We start from the raw sequence: 17,386 nt of genomic DNA on the forward strand, positions 1-17,386 counted from the left end.
GCCGGTGGGTCAGCCCGGCTCGCCGGCCGTCGGGTGGGTGGCCGCCAGGGCGTCCCGTGCGGTCAGCACCGCCTCGGCCAGCTCGACCGGGTGGCGGGTGCTCACCACCCAGAACGGGGTCGGATCCGCGGGATCGTCGAGGATCACCTGCACCGCGCCGCCGATCCACGGTCGCTGCACCACGAAGGCGAGCGGGTCCGCGCCGACGCCGAGCACCTCACGTCGGCCGGCCACGTCCAGCGGCACCACGTCGGCCACGAAACGGACCGGCAGGCGGGCGTCGTCCACCCGCAGCTCGGCGTCGGCCACCCCGATCCGGATCCGGCCCAGCCACCACAGCCCGACCGCGGTGAGCGGCACCAGCACGGCGAACGGCAGCCAGGTGCGGACGCCGGAGGCGCCCATCCAGATCTCGACGGCCAGCAACGCGGCGGCCACCAGCCCGGCCAGCCACAGCCACCAGGGCAGATCCAGCCGCTCGGTGTACGCCGAGCGGGCGGCGGCCGGCGGCTGATCGGCGGACGGGGAGGGCGACATGCTCACTCCTGCGAGGGTACGGCGCACGGCGGCTCGACGAACCGGCAGGATGGCAGGGTCACCCCGCGAACCGGACGGAAGAGGGGACCCGTGACCGACGTCGTACCCGTGCCTGTGCAACTGCTCGACCCGGAGCTGCCGTTGCCCACGTACGCCCATCCCGGCGACGCCGGGGCCGACCTGGTGGCGGCCGCGGACGTGGAGCTGCCACCCGGCGGCCGGGCCCTGGTGCCCACCGGCGTGGCCATCGCGCTGCCGGAGGGGTACGTGGGACTGGTCCATCCCCGCTCCGGTCTGGCGGCCAGGCTCGGCGTGACGGTGCTCAACGCGCCCGGTACGGTCGACGCCGGCTACCGGGGTGAGATCCTGGTCAACCTGATCAATCATGATCGGGAGGTGCCGGCGAAGATCTCCCGCGGCGATCGGATCGCGCAGCTCGTGGTCCAGCAGGTAGCGCGGGCGCGGTTCGAGCCGGTGGTCGAGCTGCCCGCGTCCCGGCGCGGGACCGGTGGGCACGGGTCCACCGGTGGGCACGCCGGGCTGGTGCCGTCGCCGACGGGCCAGGACCGGGTCGAGCGGCGGCCGAGCGAGCCGGGCCGCGGGCAGACGGAAGAGGTGGCAGGGTGAGTGTGAACAGCGGAGGGCAGGCGCAGTGATCTTCTCCCGAAAGCGGGCCGATGCGGAGCGGCAGACCCGTGACGAGCGGGCTACCCAGGTCCCGGACCAGGGTGATGCGACGCCGAGGCTGGAGCGCGGCCCGTACGACATCTCCGAGAGCTACGACGACGTGCAGCGACTCGACCTGGGCAGCCTGCACATCCCGGCGATCGCCGACGTCGAGGTGCGGGTGCAGGCCGACCCGCAGGGTGTGGTCCAGCAGGTGGTGCTGGTGCACGGTGACAACGCGCTCCAGTTGGGTGTCTTCGCCGCCCCCCGCTCCGAGGGGATCTGGGACGAGGTGCGCGAGGAGATCCGGCAGTCGCTGCTCCGCGACGGCGCGAGCGCGCAGGAGGTCGCCGGCGAGTACGGCCCGGAGCTGCACGCCCAGGTGAACACCCCGGACGGCGCGACGAACCTGCGGTTCGTCGGAATCGACGGGCCGCGTTGGATGGTCCGGGGCGTGTTCCAGGGCCCGGTGGCCACCGACCCGGCGATGGCCGGATCGCTCGTCGAGTGCCTGGACGGCCTGGTGGTCGACCGTGGGCAGGAGGCGAAGCCCGTCCGCGAGCCGCTGCCGCTGCGGCTGCCCCGGGAGGTCGCCGACCAGGCCGAGGCCGAGGCGGGCGACGCCGCCGCCGCGCCGCGTCAGGTCTGACCCGCGCGCACCGGCCCGCCGGAACCAGCCCCGTCGGCGTACGCTGGCGGCACGGTTCCGGCGCCGCCGGGGCCGGCCGGGGACGGCGAGCGTGGAGAGGGTGACGCGGAGGTCATGACGACCGACGAGGGCCGGGTGTCGCTGCGGCGCATCCTGCAGAGGTTCACCGCCAGCGAGGCCGAGATCGACGCGCAGGAGCTGCGTCGGGAGAGCGCCGAGTGCGGCGGGATCCCCGCCCAGCAGTGCTCCCGGGGCCAGCTGGTCTCGGTCGCCGGCCGGCTGCGCACTGTGGTCTACACGCCGCGCACCAATCTGCCCACCCTCGAGGCCGACCTGTACGACGGCAGTGACGTGGTGACCCTGGTCTGGCTGGGTCGGCGGCACATCGCCGGGATCGAGCCGGGCCGGCATCTGACCGCCCGCGGCCGGGTGGCGGTGCGGGACGACCGCAAGGTCATCTACAACCCCTACTACGAGCTGGACTCGCCCAAGTGACGGCACTGCGGACGGAAGGCCGGCGATGACGACGGGACAGGACCGGGCGGCACAGCCGGATACCGACCCTCAGGACGAGGAGCCGCTGCCGACGATCGCCGAGCAGATGGCCGACCAGCTCGGCGGCTGGCGCGGGCTGGTCGAGTCCAGCATCCCGGTCGTGGTGTTCGTCGTCGCCAACATCATCGGCGAGCTGCGGCCGGCGGTGATCGCGTCGATCGCGGTCGCCGTGCTGATCGCGGGGCTGCGGCTGGCCCAGCGTCGACCGATCCGGCACGCCGTCAACGGGCTCTTCGGCGTCGGCGTCGGCGCGGCCATCGCGTGGCGCACCGGCGATGAGCGCGACTTCTACCTTCCCGGCATCCTCTACGGCATCGGCTACGGCATCGCCCTGCTGATCTCGGCCGCGATCCGCCAGCCGCTGGTGGGCTGGATCTGGTCGGTGTTGGTGGCCAAGGGCCGTTCGGAGTGGCGGTCCGACCCGAAGCTGGTGCGCACCTTCACCCAGCTGACCGTGCTCTGGGGCGTGGTCTGGCTGGCCAAGGTGGGCGTGCAGGCCGGGCTCTACCTGGCCCACCAGGACACCGCCCTGGGCGTGGCCCGGCTGGCGCTGGGCTACCCGCCGTACGCGCTGCTGTTGCTGATCACGGTCTGGACGGTGCGCCGGGTCACCCGGGAGTCGCCGCCGGCCCCGCTGCCCAGCGCCTGAGCGAGGCCCTGCCGACCGGACCGCTCAGCGCGCCCGTCGGGGTCAGCGTGAGCTGCGGGTCCGTTCGACGCTGTCCGGCCCGAGGATCACCTGGCGGACCTGGTCCTCCACCTCGGCGGTGCAGACGAAGATCAGCTCGTCGCCGGCCTCGATCGGGTCGTCCGGGCTGGGCACCAGGACCCGCTTGCCGCGCAGGATCGCCACCAGGGCGGAGTCGCGGGGCAGCGGCACGGCGTGGATCGGTTGACCGACGTAGGGGGCGGTCGGCGGCAGGGTGATCTCGACGAGGTTCGCCTCGCCCTGCCGGAAGGTCATCAGCCGGACCAGGTCGCCGACGGTGACCGCCTCCTCGACGAGCGCGGCCATCACCCGCGGCTTGCTCACCGCGACGTCCACGCCCCACTGCTCGGTGAACAGCCACTCGTTCTCGGCCCGGTTGACCCGGGCGACCACCCGGGGCACCGCGAACTCGGTCTTGGCCAGCAGCGACAGCACCAGGTTGGTCTTGTCGTCGCCGGTCGCCGCGACCACGACGTCACAGCCGGCGATGTTGGCCTCCTCCAGGCTGCTCAGCTCGCACGCGTCGGCCAGCACCCAGTCGGCGGCCGGCACCCGGTCCGGGCGCAGCATCTTGGGTTGGCGCTCGATGAGCATCACCTGGTGCCCGTTGTCGATCAACTCCTGGGCGATCGAGCGGCCCACGTTGCCCGCGCCCGCGATGGCGACCCGCATGGCTCAGTGCCCTCCTTCCGGCGGCGTCGCCGCCACCGACGTGACCGCCGCCACGATGTCATCGCTGACCAGCATGAACACCTGGTCGCCCTCCTGTATGACGGTGGAGCCGGTAGGCAGCGTGCCGATGCCGAAGCGGATCAGGTAGGCCACCCGCGCCCCGGTCGCGTCCTCCAGCGTCCGCACCGGTCGGCCGATCCAGTCCTTGTGTACGGGCACCTCGACGATCGACACCGTGCTCGTGGGGTCGCGGAAGATCTCCACGTTGCCCTCCGGCACCAGGTGTCGCAGCATCCGGTCCGCCGTCCACCGCACGGTGGCCACGGTGGGGATGCCCAGCCGCTCGTAGACCTGCGCCCGGCGCTGGTCGTAGATGCGGGCGGCGACCCGGGACACGCCGAACGTCTCGCGGGCCAGCCGGGCCGAGATGATGTTGGAGTTGTCGCCGCTCGACACCGCCGCGAAGGCGTCCGCGCGCTCGATGCCGGCCTGTCTGAGCACCTCGCCGTCGAAACCGGCCCCGGTCACCGTGATCCCGGCGAAGTCGGGGCCGAGCCGGCGGAAGGCGTCGGCGTCCTGGTCGATCACCGCCACCGAGTGCCCTCGGGACTCCAGGCTGTGGGCGAGGGTCGACCCGACCCGACCACATCCCATGATCACGACGTGCACGCTGTCCCTCCCAAGGTGCGTACCACTTCCGCTGCCGGTGACCTTCGAGTGCGAGCCTGCCACGTCCCGGTCGCTAGCGGGGACCGACCGTACCCCGCCGTCGCGAGCAGCGGTGATCGCCCACCCCCGCGCCCCCGCCGTGGTGGTCGTACTCTTGGCGTTCGTGGCCAGTCCCACCTCGCTGCTGAAGCGGCTTCTTCTCGGTCGACCGTTCCGGTCCGACCGGCTCCAGCACACCCTCCTGCCGAAGCGCATCGCGCTGCCCGTGTTCGCCTCCGACGCGCTGTCCAGCGTCGCGTACGCGCCCGACGAGATCCTGCTGACCCTCTCCATCGCCGGTGCGTCCGCGTACTTCTTCTCGCCGTGGATCGCGCTCGCCGTGGTCGTGGTCATGCTCACCGTGGTGGCGAGCTACCGGCAGAACGTGCACGCCTACCCGTCCGGTGGTGGCGACTACGAGGTGGCCACTGTCAACCTGGGGCCGAAGTTCGGCGTCGGGGTGGCCAGCGCGTTGCTGGTCGACTACGTGCTCACGGTGGCGGTGTCGGTCTCCTCCGGGGTGGCCAACCTGGGCTCCGTGGTGCCGTTCGTGGCCACCCACAAGGTCCTGATCGCGGTGAGCGCGGTGGTCCTGCTCACCGCTGTCAACCTGCGCGGGCTGCGCGAGTCGGGCACGGCGTTCGCCATCCCCACCTACGGCTTCGTGATCGTGATGCTCGGGATGCTGCTCACCGGGCTGTTCCGGGTCTTCGTGCTGGGCGACGAACTGCGCGCGCCGAGCGCCGACCTGGTGATCCAGGCCGAGCACAGCGTGACCGGTTTCGCGCTCGTCTTCCTGCTGCTGCGGACGTTCAGCTCGGGCGCCGCCGCGCTCACCGGCGTGGAGGCGATCTCCAACGGGGTGCCGGCGTTCAAGGCGCCGAAGAGCCGCAACGCCGCCACCACCCTGCTGCTGCTCGGCACCATCTCGGTGAGCATGCTGATCGGGATCATCTGGCTGGCCCGGCTCACCCACCTGCAGTTCGTCGAGGATCCGAACCTCCAGATCGTCTCCGGCCCCGAGGGGTACGTGCAGAAGACGGTCACCACCCAGCTCGGCGAGACGGTCTTCGGTTCCGGATCGATCCTGCTCTACGTGCTGGCCGGGGTGACCGCCCTGATCCTCTTCCTGGCCGCGAACACCGCGTTCAACGGTTTCCCGGTGCTCGGCTCGATCCTGGCCCAGGACCGCTACCTGCCCCGCCAGTTCCACACCCGGGGCGACCGGCTGGCCTTCTCCAACGGCATCACCTTCCTCGCCCTCTTCGCGATCGTGCTGATCGTCGGCTTCCAGGCCGAGGTGACGAAGCTGATCCAGCTCTACATCGTCGGGGTCTTCGTCTCGTTCACCGTCTCCCAGGCCGGCATGATCCGGCACTGGAACCGGCACCTGCGCACCGAGCGGGACCCGGAGGCGCGCCGCCGGATGGTCCGCTCCCGGGCGATCAACACCTTCGGCATGGGCCTGACCGGCACGGTGCTGGTGATCGTCCTGATCACCAAGTTCCTGCTCGGCGCCTGGATCGCGATCGCCGCGATGGCGGTGATCTACGCGCTGATGTTGGCGATCCGCCGGCACTACGACCGGATCGCCGTCGAGTTGACCCCGCCGGACGAGGGTCGGGCCGTGCTGCCCGCCCGCAACCACGCCATCGTGCTGGTCAGCAAGCTGCACCAGCCGACGCTGCGGGCCATCGCCTACGCCCGCGCCACCCGACCGGACACGCTCACCGCGGTGACCGTCAACGTGGACGAGAAGGACACCCGGGACCTGCAGGCCGACTGGGAGCGACGGGAGATGGCAATCCCGCTCACCGTGATCGACTCGCCGTACCGGGAGATCACCCGCCCGATCCTGGACTTCGTCGCCTCCACCCGCCGCAAGTCGCCCCGGGACGTGGTCACCGTGTTCATCCCGGAGTACGTGGTCGGCCGTTGGTGGGAGAACCTGCTGCACAACCAGAGCGCCCTGCGACTCAAGGGCCGGCTGCTCTTCGAACCGGGGGTGATGGTGGTCAGCGTGCCGTGGCAGCTCGCGTCGACGGCGAGCAAGAACCTGGACCGGCTGGACGCCACGCTGTCCCGGACCCCGGCGCGTGGGCCACGCAGCGCCGTGCCACCGCTGGTCGCCGCCCCGCCGGTGGCCGCCGCGCCGCCCGGCGAGGGCGGGCCCGAGAACAGCGAAACGATGAGGAACACACGTGACTGAGCCGGGCGGTCCGCGGACCGCGACACCCAGGACGCCGTCGGCGTCGACCTCGTCGACGTTCGAGCGGGGGCTGGCCGAGACCGACCGGGTCGAGCTGACCGTCGACGCGGTCGCCCCCGGCGGGCACTGTGTCGCCCGGGTGGACGGGCAGGTGGTCTTCGTCCGGCACGCGCTGCCCGGTGAACGGGTCATCGCCGAGGTCACCGAGGTGCACCGCGGGTTCGTCCGGGCCGATGCGGTGACAGTGCTGAAGCCCTCAGCGGACCGGGTCGAGCCGCCCTGCCCGTACGCGAAGCCGGGTGCCTGCGGGGGCTGCGACCTCCAGCACGTCGCACCGGCCGCGCAGCTGGCCTGGAAGACCGCCGTGATCCGCGAGCAACTGGTCCGCCTCGGTGGGCTGACCGACGTCGAGCTGGACCGGCTCGGCGTCCAGGTCGAGGCGTTGCCCGGTGGGCTGCTCGGCTGGCGCTCCCGGGTCCGCTACGCGGTCGACGCCGCCGACCGGGCCGGCCTGCTCAAGCACCGCTCACACGAGGTGGTGCCGATCGACCGCTGCCGGATCGCCCACCCGGCCATCCAGCAGCTGCCGGTGCTCACCCCCACCGGTGCGCGCTGGCCGGCCGCCGAGGCCGTGGAGACCGTCGCCAGCACCGGCGGGGACGTGACCGTCACGGAGATCCGCGACGGGGTGCCCGCCCCGGTCAGTGGCCCGACCGAGGTCCGCGAGGTCGCCGCCGGACGGGACTGGACGCTGCCCGCGTCCGCGTTCTGGCAGGTGCACCCGGCCGCCGCAGACACCCTCTCCACGGCCGTGTTCGAGTTGCTGGACCCGCAGCCGGGCGAGGTCGCCTGGGACCTCTACGGCGGCGCTGGGCTGTTCGCCGCCGGGCTGGCCGCACGGGTCGGCGCGACCGGCCGGGTGACAGTGGTCGAAGCGGCGGCGCAGGGTGTCGCCGCCGCCCGGGAGAACCTCGCCGACCTGCCCAGCGTCGAGGTGGTGTCGGCCCGGGTGGAGACCGCGCTGGCCCGCCGACGAATCACCGGCCCGGTCGACGTGGTGGTGCTCGACCCGCCGCGCTCCGGGGCCGGCGCCCCGGTGGTCCGCGCGCTGGCAGCCGCCGGCCCGCGGGCGGTCGCGTACGTGGCCTGTGACCCGGCCGCCTTCGCCCGGGACGTGCGTACCTTCGCCGACCTCGGTTGGCGGCTGGCGGCGCTACGGGGCTTCGACCTCTTCCCGATGACGCAGCACGTCGAGCAGGTCGGGCTGCTGCTTCCCCCGGACGGGCGGTAGAACACCCCGCGTCGGCGCCTGACCGGGTGCTCAGCCGCCCACTCCCCGCCCGGCCCGGGTGCGTGGGGCTCGGGCCGAGCTGCGGAGTACCGGGGGGCCGATAGACTCTCCGGTCATGAGTGTTGAAGAGGACACGGCCAACCACGGCCGGCTGCTGGGGACGGTTCGCGGTCCGCAGGACGTCAAGCGGATGTCCGGCGAGGAACTGGACGTCCTCGCCGCCGAGATCCGGGACTTCCTGATCACCAAGGTCTCCCGTACCGGCGGGCACGTCGGGCCCAACCTCGGTGTGGTCGAGCTGACGCTCGCCATGCATCGCGTCTTCGACTCCCCCCGGGACCGGCTCCTGTTCGACACCGGCCACCAGGCGTACGTACACAAGATCCTTACCGGGCGTCAGGCCGGCTTCGACAAGCTCCGCCAGCGCGGTGGCCTCTCCGGCTACCCCAGTCAGGCGGAGAGCGAGCACGACCTCATCGAGAACTCGCACGCTTCCACAGCGCTGTCCTACGCCGACGGCCTCGCCAAGGCGTACGCCCTGCGTGGTGAGGCGCGCAGCGTCGTCGCCGTGGTCGGCGACGGCGCGCTGACCGGCGGCATGTGCTGGGAGGCGCTGAACAACATCGCCACCGCCGGCAACTCCCTCGTGATCGTGGTCAACGACAACGGCCGGTCCTACTCGCCGACCATCGGCGGGCTGGCCGACCACCTCTCCTCGCTGCGGCTCAACCCCGGCTACGAGAAGGTCCTCGACACCGTCAAGGACGCCCTCGGCTCCACGCCGCTGGTCGGCAAGCCGATGTACGAGGTGCTGCACGCGGTCAAGAAGGGCATCAAGGACGCGGTCGCCCCGCAGGCCATGTTCGAGGACCTCGGCATCAAGTACGTGGGCCCGGTGGACGGGCACGACGTGGTCGCGGTCGAGTCGGCGCTGCGTGCGGCCAAGAACTTCGGCGGCCCGGTCATCGTGCACGCCGTCACCCGCAAGGGCTACGGCTACCGTCCCGCCGAGGAGGACGAGGCCGACTGCCTGCACGGCCCGAGCAGCGCCTTCGACGTCGAGACCGGCGCGCTGCTGGCCGCGCCGTCGGTGAAGTGGACGCACGTCTTCGCCGACGAGCTGCTGGCCATCGCCGACGAGCGCCCGGACGTGGTGGGCATCACCGCCGCCATGGCCGAGCCGACCGGCATCGCCAAGCTGGCCCGCAAGTACCCCGAGCGGGTGTACGACGTGGGCATCGCCGAGCAGCACGCGGCCACCTCGGCGGCCGGGTTGGCGCTCGGTGGCCTGCACCCGGTGGTCGCGGTCTACGCCACCTTCCTCAACCGCGCCTTCGACCAGGTCCTGCTGGACGTGGCGATGCACAAGCTGCCGGTGACCTTCGTGCTGGACCGGGCGGGCATCACCGGCCCGGACGGGCCCAGCCACTACGGCATCTGGGACATGTCGGTCTTCGGGGTGGTGCCGGGGCTGCGGATCGCCGCTCCCCGCGACGCCGCCACCCTGCGGGAGGAGCTGCGCGAGGCGGTGGCCGTCGACAACGGCCCGACAGTGGTGCGGTTCCCGACCGGTGCGGTCGCCGCGGACCTGCCGGCGCTGCGCCGGGTCGGCACTGTCGACGTGCTGGCCGAGTCCGCCCGTACCGACGTGCTGCTCGTCGCCGTCGGCTCCTTCGGCCAGTTGGGCATGGAGGTGGCCGCCCGGGTCGCCGAGCAGGGGTACGGCGTCACCGTCGTCGACCCCCGCTGGGTGCGTCCGGTCCCGGCGGAGCTGGTCGACCTGGCCGCCCGCCACCGGCTCGTGGTCAGCGTCGAGGACGGCGTCCGGGTCGGCGGGGTGGGCGACGCGCTCGCCCAGGCGATGCGCGACGCCGACGTCCGGGTGCCGCTCAAGGACCTGGGTGTGCCGGCCGACTGGCACCCGCACGGCACCCGCGCGCAGATCCTCGCCGACCTGGGTCTGACCGCTCAGGACGTGGCCCGCACCGTCACCGGTTGGATCTCCGGCGTTGATGCCACCCCGGACCGCCTCACCCCCCGCGACGCGGCGGCACAGAACTGACGAGAACGAACAACGGCGGGCGTCCCTCGGGGCGCCCGCCGTCTGCGTACCCCATCGCCGCGTCGCGGTCTAGCCGCGACGCGCCCTCGCCCCGCCTCCGCCGATCTTGCACTTTCGATTGGCGTTATGCACCTTGCGCGCTGATCTGTCGGCACAGAAAGTGCAAGATCGAGCAGGCGGGGAGTGGCGGGCGGGGCGGGGTGGGGGTGGGGGTGGTTAGCGGGGGGAGAGTGAGCGGTAGTGGGTCTTGTCGGTGTTGGCGAGGCTGTAGGTCTGGGAGCGGGACGGGGTCGGGATGACCGCCAGGCCGGGGCGGTCGACCAGCAGGGGAGTGCCCGGCGGGACGGACAGGGAGCTGTCCCGGGTGGCCCGCCAGCTCAGCACCACCAGCGGCTGACCGGGCACCGGCAGTTGGTACGCCTGCAAGGGGGTGGCCCGGTCGGCGGGTGAGACGACGGGCGCGCTCCCGTCGGCCGGTCGATAGATCACCGCCGTCATCGCGCCGGCGTCGGTGTCCCAGCTGAGCTGCTGCAACTCGGCCGGCTCGCCGCCGCCGAGGGCGACTTCGCCGAGCGATCGCACGGTGAGCTTCGCCATCGGCCAGGACGTCGGCACCGAGCGTGGGGCGTCCCGGTCCCCGATCCGGCGCGGGATGCTGCCGAAGGGGCCCCGATCGCCGGACAGCACGCAGGTGTCCAGGCCGGTGAGCGCCCGCCGGCCCGTGCCGGACTCGTCGCGGACCAACGGGTAGCGCGGGTCGACGGTGCCGGTGCCCAGGTCGATCAGCCGGTCGGCGGCCCGCCCACGGGGGAGCGACTCCGTGGTCCGCAGGGTCGCCGTCACGCCGACGGCCGTGCAGGACGGCACGTCGACCGGTGCGCTGAGACCGTCCGCGATGGTCAACGTCCGGTCCTGTGGTCCGAGGAGACTCTGCACCCGGGCCGAGACCAGGTAACGCCGGCCGCCGGCCGTCTGCACCGGCAGCACGTCGGAGTAGACGAGATAACCCGGATCGGTGTACTCGGTGGCGCGGGTCACCGCGTACCTGTCGCCCTCGCGAGTCAGTTGCAGCAGCCAGGACGCGCTCTCGCCGGGCACGTCGGCGGCCACCAGCGCCACCGGGGCGCCGTCGACCCGACCGGAGAAGAGGATGCCCGACGAGGGCAGGTGCGCGCGGTCGTCGGCCGGCGACCGCCAGCCCCGGACCGCCGCGGTGACCGCCGCCGTCGCCGTCGCGTCCCCGGAGAGGTCGCCCCGGGGCGGCCACACGGCGAGGGTGCCGTCCAGGCTGTCGTACCCGACCCGGAGGTCCTGCGGCTTCCGCTCGGCTACCGGACCGCAGGCCGTGCCGGCCAGCAGCGCGCTCAGCAGGACGGGAAGCGCCCTGCCGTACCGACGGCCTGGAGTCACCTGGCCCGCCCCCGATCGCCTCACCGTCGCTGTCGGAAAGCGCCATAGTACGAGATGTCCGATGCGGCGCCTCAGTTGGCCGGCACCCGAAGCACCATAGTGGACAGCACCGGGGGTTTAGGGTGTTTTGGTTGCTCCGGTAGACTCCGCCGACTGTGACGCCTGCCGAGTCCCGCGCCCTGCCCGCGCCGCACCCGGAGGCGGTAGCCGACTCCGCCGAGCTGGTGAGCTACCGCACACCGGCCGGCCTCTTCGCCGGCCCGCCCGCGCTGGCCGCCCCCACCACAGCGCCGGCCGAGCCCGAAGCGCCGGCCGCCCCCACCACGGCGCCGGTTGAGCCCGAAACGCCGGTCGAGCCTGGAGCGCCGGCCGAGAGCGCGGTGCCGACACGGGCGCGGTGGCGTCGGTGGACCCGGCGTCGGCAGCACCTGGCGGTGGGTGGCCTGTTCCTGCTCGCCGCACTCTGGGTGACCAGCCGGATCTGGCTGGACCCGTCCGGTCGGGTGGCCTCGCTCTACACCGGTGACCCGGCGCAGGTGCAGTTCTTCCTCGCCCACTCGGTACGCGTGGTGCTGCACGGCGAGTACCCGTTCTACACCGAGCAGTTCAACTACCCGGACGGCGTCAACCTGATGGCCAACACGGCCGTGTTGGCGCTGGGCATCCCGATGGTCCCGGTGACGCTGCTCTTCGGGCCGGCGGTCTCCTTCGTGGTGCTGGTCACGCTCGGTCTCGCCGGCACCGCCATGGCCTGGTACCTGATGCTCTCCCGCCACCTGGTGCGTACCCCGCTCGCGGCGGCGGTCGGCGGCTGGTTCTGCGGGTTCTCGCCCGCGATGCTCTCGCACGCCAGCTGGCACCCGAACATCATCAGCCAGTTCCTGCTGCCGTTCATCGTGTGGCGGGTGCTGGTGCTCACCCGCTCCGGAAGACCGGTGCGGGACGGGGCCCTGCTCGCCCTGCTGGTCACCGCGCAGGCGTTCATCAACGAGGAGATCCTGCTCTTCACGGCGCTGGCCTGCGGCGTCTTCCTGCTGGCGGTGCTGGCCCAGGAGCCGGCCCGGTGGTGGGCGGCGTGGCGACCCCTGGGCGTCGGCGTGTTGACCTGCGCGCTGCTGGCGGGGGCGCTGCTGGCGTACCCGCTCTACGTGCAGTTCGCCGGGCCGATGGCGTACCACGGGCTCAGCGACGCGGTGAAGGACTACGGCAACGACATCGCCGCCTTCTTCGCCCCCGGCTCGCCCACCCTCGGCGGCAACCAGCGAGCCAACATCAACCTGGCGCCGAACTACTCCGAGGAGAACGCCTTCTTCGGCTGGAGCCTGTCGATGCTGGCCATCGGCATCGTGGTCTGGCTGCGCCGCGAGTTGATCGTTCGGGCGCTCGCGGTGACCGGCGTGTTCTTCGCCGTGCTCTCCCTCGGCGAGCGGGTCTCCTGGTGGGACCGCGAGCTGATCACCGGGCCGTGGCAGTGGTTGGTCCACCTGCCGCTGCTGGACGCTGTGGTGCCGACCCGGTTCGGGCTCATCACCAGCGTGGTGATCGGCCTGCTGCTGGCGCTCGCCGTCGAGCGGGCCTGGGCGCTGCGGCCGGCCGACCGCCGTACCGTCCACGTGCTCACCGCCGCGGGCCTGGCCTTCGCACTACTGCCGATCGCACCGATGCCGCTGCGGATGGTCTCCCGGCCCCCGGTGCCGGACTTCATCACGGCGGACCGGTGGCGGGCGTACGTCGGGCCGGACCAGACGCTGGTGCCGATCCCGGTGCCCAGCATGGGCAACACGCACGGCATGCGCTGGGCGGCGGCCACCAACCTCGACTTCAAGATCCCCGGCGGTTACTTCCTCGCGCCCCGCAACGGAAACACCGGTGACCCGGGCCGGTTCGGCGGTCGTCCCAGCGGGGTGGGTCAGATGCTGGAGGAGGTAGCGACCACCGGCCGTACGCCCAAGCTGGACGACCGGCAGCGTCGGCGCTTCGCCGACGAGCTGCGGCACTGGCGGGCGGCGATCCTGGTGCTGCCGGTGCGGCAGCAGAACGCCGAGCCACTGCGACGTACGGTCGAGGAGCTGGTCGGCCCGGGCCGCCAGGAGTTGGACGTCTGGGTCTGGGACGTCCGGACGCTCACCGACCGTTCGGTCTGATGACCACCGGGACGACGTCCCCGAACATTTCGCCCCCGGTGACGGTCGGCGCGTTCCGGGCGGCCTGGCTGCGGGACGCGCTGGTGGTGGCCGGCTATCTGGGCCTCGCCGTGCTGGTGACCAGCGGGCAGTGGGGTCACCCGTGGCGGCTGTTCCACCAGGCGGGTGACCAGATCCTCTTCGAGTGGATGCTGGCCCACGCGGCGCATGCGGTGGTCGAGGGGGAGAACCCGCTCTTCAGCACGGGGTTGAACGCGCCCGACGGGGTCAACCTGATGGCGAACACCTCGGTGCTCGGCCTGGGTGTCCCGCTCACCCCGGTCACCCTGCTCTTCGGCTCGCAGGTGGCGTTCTGCGTGGCGGTCGTCGGCTGCCTCGCCGGGACCGCCGTCGCCTGGTACGTGCTGCTGCGCCGCCGGCTGGTCGGCACCCGGGCCCCGGCCGCGGTGGGTGGGCTGATCTGTGGCTTCGCCCCTGGCATGATCGCTCAGGCCGGCGCCCACCTGCACATCGCCGCCCAGTTCCTGGTGCCCGCGATCCTCGCCCTGGTGTTCCGGCCCGCCTCGGAGACGACGCGACACAGCGTGTGGCGGCCCGGCGTCGGCCTGGGGCTGCTGCTCGTCTGGCAGGTCTTCATCGGCGAGGAGGTGCTGGTCTTCCTGGCGCTCGCGGCCGGCGTCTTCGCGCTGGGTTACGCGCTCGCCGACCGGGTGGCCGCACGGCGGCTGGCGCCGGCCCTGTTCGGTCGGCTCGCGGTGGCGGCCGGCGTGGCGGCGGTGCCGTTGGCGTACCCGCTGTGGTTCCAGTTCCACGGCCCGCAGCACTACACCGGGATGGCGTTCGCCACCCAGGGCTTCCAACTGGACGTCGCCTCGTTCACCGCGTCGGCCCGGCAGACCGTGCTGGGTGACGACTGGCTGCCGGGGTTGCTCTCGCCGAATCCGACCGAGGAGAACTCGTTCTTCGGCCCGGGCCTGCTGGTGCTCGCCGTGGTGATCGTGATCTGGCAGTGGCGACGACCGCTGGTCCGGGCACTGGCCGCCTGCGGCGTGGTCTTCGCCCTGCTCTCGCTCGGCCACGAGCTGCGGGTGGACGGTGAGGCCACCGGCATTCCGGGGCCGTACCGGCTGGTCGGCGGGCTGCCGTTGCTCGATCTCGCGGTGCCGGCCCGGTTCGCGCTGATCTGCGTACCGGTGCTGGGTGTGCTGGTGGCGCTGTCCCTGGACCGGGTCCGGGCCGCGCGCGCGCCGAACGCGGCGCCGGGCCTACCGGTGCGGCTGCTGTGGGCCGGCGCGGTCGCCGCCGCGTTGCTGCCCCTGTTCCCGACGCCGATCCGCGTGGTGCCGGTCGCGCCGGTGCCGGCGTTTCTCGCCGCCGGTGGCTGGCGTCCACTGGTGCCGCCCGGTCGGACGGTGGTCGCGGTGCCCCCGGTCACCGGTGCCGCGCGCAGCCCGGTGATGCTCTGGACCGCCCGTACCGGTCTGGGGTTCGCCGCGCCGGGCGGTTACTTCATCGGCCCCAGCGGCCCGGACGACCCGGCGGCCCGCTGGGGCGCGCCGGACCGGCCCACGTCGGTGCTGCTGCGGCAGGTGGCCGAGACCGGCGCGGTGCCGGTGCTGACCGACGCCGACCGCCGCCAGGCCGTCGAGGACCTGCGGCACTGGCGTGCCGCGGTGGTCGTACTCGGGCAGGTGGAGCACGGTGACCCGGTCCGCCGGACCGTCGACGACCTGCTCGGCCCGGGCCGACCGGTCGACGGCGGCTGGTTGTGGGACGTCCGGGACCACGTCGGCTAACTAACCCACCAGGGCGCGCACGTCCCAGACCCAGACGTCGTCGACCCGCTGCGGTGGCCCGAGCAGGGCGGTGAGCAGAGCACGGAGCACCGCCTCGCGGGGGTGCGCCCCGAGCAGCTCCACCGACGCCCGCCAGAACCGCAGGTCCTCGACGGCCTGCCGGCGGTTCTCGTCGGTCAGCGCCGGAACCGTGCCGCTGTCCATGGTGGAGTAGATGAGGGAGCTGGTCGGCCGGTTCGGCGCACCGAAGACCCCCTCACCCAGCTCGTTCGGGCCGATGAAGTAGCCGCCCGGAACGGGGAACTCCTGCCCGGTCAGCGCACTCCAGCGCAGCGTCGGCAGACCGTGCACGTTGCTCGGGATCGGCACCGGCACCAGGGTTCGACCCGCCGGCACGTACGGCCGCCAGCCGCCAGCGGTGATGAAGTGCGGCGGTGGGTCGATCTGCTGGGCGGGCAGCGGGCGGGGGAAGAGCGGCAGCACGGCGAGGGCGACCGCCGCGTACCCCACCGGGCGCAGCCACCGACGGCGCGTGGCGGCCGGCACGGCCGGCTCGTCGTCGGACGTCGCCGGGGTCGCCTCGGCGACCCGCTGGGCCGGCACCCGTGGCCGGTCGGCCACCGGGCGCCCCTGGCGGTGCGCGGCGTCCCAGGTCAACGCGAGCAGTACGCCCACAGCGGCGGCGACCACCAGCGTCAACCGGGTCGGCATCATCATCTCGACCAGCGGCAGGTCGTCCGACACGTACGACCACGGGCCGCGCACACCGGTCTCCACGCCGTTGAAGCGCACGAACGGCCCGATCGCGGCGACACTGAACACCACGATGAGCACCGCGGCGATCCGGGCGGCCAGCGAGCGGCGTACGAGCAGCACCAGAGCCACCACCGAGAGCAGCACCAGGGGCCAACCGAACCAGGTGTTCTGCTCGGTCAGACCGATCGTCTTCTCCACGGCCGGGTCACCGGCCCAGGTGTCGCGGGCGAAGGTGACGAAGGCGACCAGGTCCTCGCCCCAGTTGTGGAACACGCCGCCCTGCAGGCCCCGGTAGGACTGCGGGCCGTTGAACTGGAACCAGATCGGGTACGCGGTGAGCACCAGGGCCAGTCCGCCGGCGACGCCGAGCCCGGCCAGGAACGTGCCGGCGGCGGCCCGGGTGGCCCGCGGCCGCTGCACGGCGTACGCCAGCACGATGACCAGGCAGGCCAGCGCGGTGAGCAGCAGCATCTCCTCGTTGATGAAGATCTGGTACGCCACCAGCGCGCCGAGCACGAGCCCGTTGCGGCGCCACCGGCCCGGCTCACCCAGGGTCAGCACCCGCACCACGATCAGCGGGAGCAGGAAGTTGGAGACGAAGTTCGGTTGGCCGTTGGCGTGGTGGATGATTCCCGGCGCGAAGCCGAGGAACGCGCCGCCGACGAACGCCGCCGCCCGGGAGCGCACCAGGTGACGGGAGAGCACCCAGTAGCCGGTGCCGGCGGTCGCCGCCAGCGCCGCGCCCAGGTAGAGCGCGTACATCACCTGGGGGCCGAGCAGCATGGTCAGCGGGGCCAGCGGCAGGGTCACCCCGAGCAGCGAGGTGTTGGCCATCATGTTCACCCCGTCCGGGGCGTTCTGACGGGCCGTGAACAGCGGGTTCTCCAGGTGCCGCACCGAGTACTCGCCGTGCGCGAACAGCCACTCGAACCAACTGTGATCGGTGGGCAGGTGCGAGGAGACCCGGCCGTTGACGTCACCCCAGTAGTTGAGGCAGACGAAGACGCCCAGCAGCACATAGGCTCCGAGGGCCAACAGGTCGGCTCGGGCCGGACGGCGTCGAGGCCGCCGTGTCGACTCGGCCTCGGCCGGGTCGGCGTCGGTAACGGGTTTCAGCGAAGGGTCTACCACCGGCACAGCCACGACGCGCCATCGTACAGGCGGGGTTCCGTCACTTTTGCCGGGCCGGTGCGCTGACGGTCGGTTTGCCGGACGGTGACCC

14 protein-coding genes are annotated in these 17,386 nt (G+C 72.7%); 9 read left to right on the forward strand and 5 right to left on the reverse strand.

The genetic code is table 11. The features are described 5' to 3' along the window. Positions 1 to 9: 9 nt before the first annotated feature. Positions 10 to 543, reverse strand: coding sequence for a DUF3093 domain-containing protein (locus KBX08_RS21150; protein ID WP_372494893.1), 534 nt, complete (start codon positions 541 to 543; stop codon positions 10 to 12). A gap of 84 nt (positions 544 to 627) precedes the next feature. Here KBX08_RS21150 and dut point away from each other — a divergent pair, with 84 nt between their 5' ends. The 4 genes from dut to KBX08_RS21170 all read left to right on the forward strand — a co-directional run bounded on the left by dut (position 628) and on the right by KBX08_RS21170 (position 3,056). Continuing rightward, a complete protein-coding gene (gene dut, locus KBX08_RS21155; protein WP_210785169.1) occupies positions 628 to 1,164 on the forward strand; it encodes a dUTP diphosphatase in 537 nt (178 codons plus the stop codon). 25 nt (positions 1,165 to 1,189) lie between these two features. After that, positions 1,190 to 1,852: a DUF3710 domain-containing protein gene (locus tag KBX08_RS21160; RefSeq protein ID WP_210785170.1), complete on the forward strand. Its 663-nt coding sequence runs from the start codon at positions 1,190 to 1,192 to the stop codon at positions 1,850 to 1,852. Positions 1,853 to 1,966: 114 nt separating this feature from the next. Continuing rightward, complete coding sequence (locus KBX08_RS21165; RefSeq protein ID WP_124816055.1) at positions 1,967 to 2,347, forward strand: OB-fold nucleic acid binding domain-containing protein; 381 nt, start codon at positions 1,967 to 1,969, stop codon at positions 2,345 to 2,347. Between the two features lie 25 nt (positions 2,348 to 2,372). Next, complete coding sequence (locus tag KBX08_RS21170; protein ID WP_210785171.1) at positions 2,373 to 3,056, forward strand: DUF3159 domain-containing protein; 684 nt, start codon at positions 2,373 to 2,375, stop codon at positions 3,054 to 3,056. 42 nt (positions 3,057 to 3,098) lie between these two features. On the opposite strand, the gene KBX08_RS21175 is transcribed toward KBX08_RS21170, so the two are convergent. Then, positions 3,099 to 3,788: a TrkA family potassium uptake protein gene (locus KBX08_RS21175; RefSeq protein ID WP_210785172.1), complete on the reverse strand. Its 690-nt coding sequence runs from the start codon at positions 3,786 to 3,788 to the stop codon at positions 3,099 to 3,101. Between the two features lie 3 nt (positions 3,789 to 3,791). Continuing rightward, on the reverse strand, positions 3,792 to 4,457 hold the full coding sequence (locus KBX08_RS21180; RefSeq protein WP_210785173.1) for a TrkA family potassium uptake protein: 666 nt from the start codon (positions 4,455 to 4,457) through the stop codon (positions 3,792 to 3,794). A 163-nt stretch (positions 4,458 to 4,620) separates the two neighbouring features. On the opposite strand from KBX08_RS21180, the gene KBX08_RS21185 reads away from it, so the two are divergent. The 3 genes from KBX08_RS21185 (at position 4,621) to dxs (ending at position 10,058) form a co-directional block, all read left to right on the forward strand. Then, the gene (locus KBX08_RS21185; protein ID WP_210785174.1) at positions 4,621 to 6,705 is read left to right on the forward strand and encodes an APC family permease; all 2,085 of its coding nucleotides are present in this window, start codon (positions 4,621 to 4,623) and stop codon (positions 6,703 to 6,705) included. A 70-nt stretch (positions 6,706 to 6,775) separates the two neighbouring features. Then, positions 6,776 to 7,996 carry a class I SAM-dependent RNA methyltransferase gene (locus tag KBX08_RS21190; RefSeq protein WP_210785193.1) on the forward strand — a complete coding sequence of 407 codons (1,221 nt, stop codon included), beginning with the start codon at positions 6,776 to 6,778 and terminating at the stop codon, positions 7,994 to 7,996. A gap of 115 nt (positions 7,997 to 8,111) precedes the next feature. Continuing rightward, a complete protein-coding gene (gene dxs / locus KBX08_RS21195) occupies positions 8,112 to 10,058 on the forward strand; it encodes a 1-deoxy-D-xylulose-5-phosphate synthase (RefSeq protein WP_210785175.1) in 1,947 nt (648 codons plus the stop codon). Between the two features lie 216 nt (positions 10,059 to 10,274). Here the strand turns inward: dxs and KBX08_RS21200 are convergent, their stop codons facing one another. Further along, positions 10,275 to 11,468: a hypothetical protein gene (locus KBX08_RS21200; protein ID WP_210785176.1), complete on the reverse strand. Its 1,194-nt coding sequence runs from the start codon at positions 11,466 to 11,468 to the stop codon at positions 10,275 to 10,277. A gap of 269 nt (positions 11,469 to 11,737) precedes the next feature. On the opposite strand from KBX08_RS21200, the gene KBX08_RS21205 reads away from it, so the two are divergent. Together KBX08_RS21205 and KBX08_RS21210 are read left to right on the forward strand one after the other, a co-directional pair. Continuing rightward, a complete protein-coding gene (locus KBX08_RS21205) occupies positions 11,738 to 13,612 on the forward strand; it encodes a hypothetical protein (protein ID WP_374101963.1) in 1,875 nt (624 codons plus the stop codon). Continuing rightward, a complete protein-coding gene (locus KBX08_RS21210) occupies positions 13,612 to 15,408 on the forward strand; it encodes a hypothetical protein (protein ID WP_247669784.1) in 1,797 nt (598 codons plus the stop codon). The genes KBX08_RS21205 and KBX08_RS21210 overlap by 1 nt, the downstream gene beginning before the upstream one ends. Here KBX08_RS21210 and KBX08_RS21215 read toward each other — a convergent pair whose 3' ends face one another. Then, entirely contained in the window at positions 15,409 to 17,295 is a 1,887-nt protein-coding gene (locus KBX08_RS21215) for a hypothetical protein (RefSeq protein WP_210785195.1), read from the reverse strand. Positions 17,296 to 17,386 lie beyond the last annotated feature (91 nt).

The sequence above is a fragment of the Micromonospora sp. H61 genome, from assembly GCF_018070325.1.
GTDB classification, from domain to species: domain Bacteria; phylum Actinomycetota; class Actinomycetes; order Mycobacteriales; family Micromonosporaceae; genus Micromonospora; species Micromonospora salmantinae.